This is a genomic window from Caballeronia sp. LZ033, from assembly GCF_031451265.1.
Taxonomy (GTDB): domain Bacteria; phylum Pseudomonadota; class Gammaproteobacteria; order Burkholderiales; family Burkholderiaceae; genus Caballeronia.
On the sequence record NZ_JARUXQ010000036.1, the window covers coordinates 1 to 856 of the forward strand.

The following is an 856-nucleotide window of genomic DNA, read 5'->3' on the forward strand; positions in this document are numbered from 1 at the left end:
AGCGGCAGCGCGCTCGATCTCGGCGGCAGCACTACGTCTGCGCACGGCGCGCTCGTGCTCGCGGCGCGCGCCGCCGATGCGAACCTGTCGGGCGCGACGACTACGGCGGGCAGCGGGCTCGAGGTCAGCGCCGCGAATGCGCTGGTCAACGATCAAGGCACGATCAGCGCGGCAGATATCCGACTGGACGCGGCGTCGCTCTCGAACCGCGGCGGCTCGATTGCCAGTAACGGACGTGTGGCTGTCGCGGCCGGTGCGCTTGTCAACGCGTCAGGCTCCATGACGGCCCGTGACGGCCTCGCGGTGACGGCCGACGGCGTGCTCGACAACGCCGGCGGCAAACTGCTGTCGAACACGGAGGTGAATCTCGTGAGCGTTGCGCTCAACAATGATCGCGGGCAGATCGGCGCCGGCACGAACGAGACGATTCGGACCGGCCGACTGACCAATAGCGGCGGCTCGCTCGTCGCGCCGAATCTCACGGTCACGAGTACCAGCACAATCGACAACACCGGCGGCGGGATCGAGGCGAACGCGCTCAATGTCAACACGACGGAACTCATCAATCGGGCGGGCCGGATCACGCAATACGGCGCAACGTCGACTGGATTCCATGTCAGCAGCACCTTCGACAATTCCAACGGCGGCATCTTTCAGACCAACAGCGCGGATCTGACGCTCGCGCCGGGCGCGTTCATCAACGACGGCGGCTCCATCATCGATGCTGGCACGGGCACGCTGACGATTGCGCCCGCCAACGGCGCCGGCTATTTCTCGAACGTTGGCGGCCGGATCATTACAGCGGGCACGCTCACCGCGCAGGCCGCTGGCCTGAACAACGCGAACGGCGTGCTGG

The 856-nt window shown here is 66.7% G+C and carries 1 protein-coding gene; it reads left to right on the forward strand.

Features of this window, described 5'->3' with window-relative positions:
- Nucleotides 1–856 (forward strand): hypothetical protein (locus QCE62_RS35065; protein WP_309928011.1); only part of this gene is annotated, 856 nt, incomplete at both ends.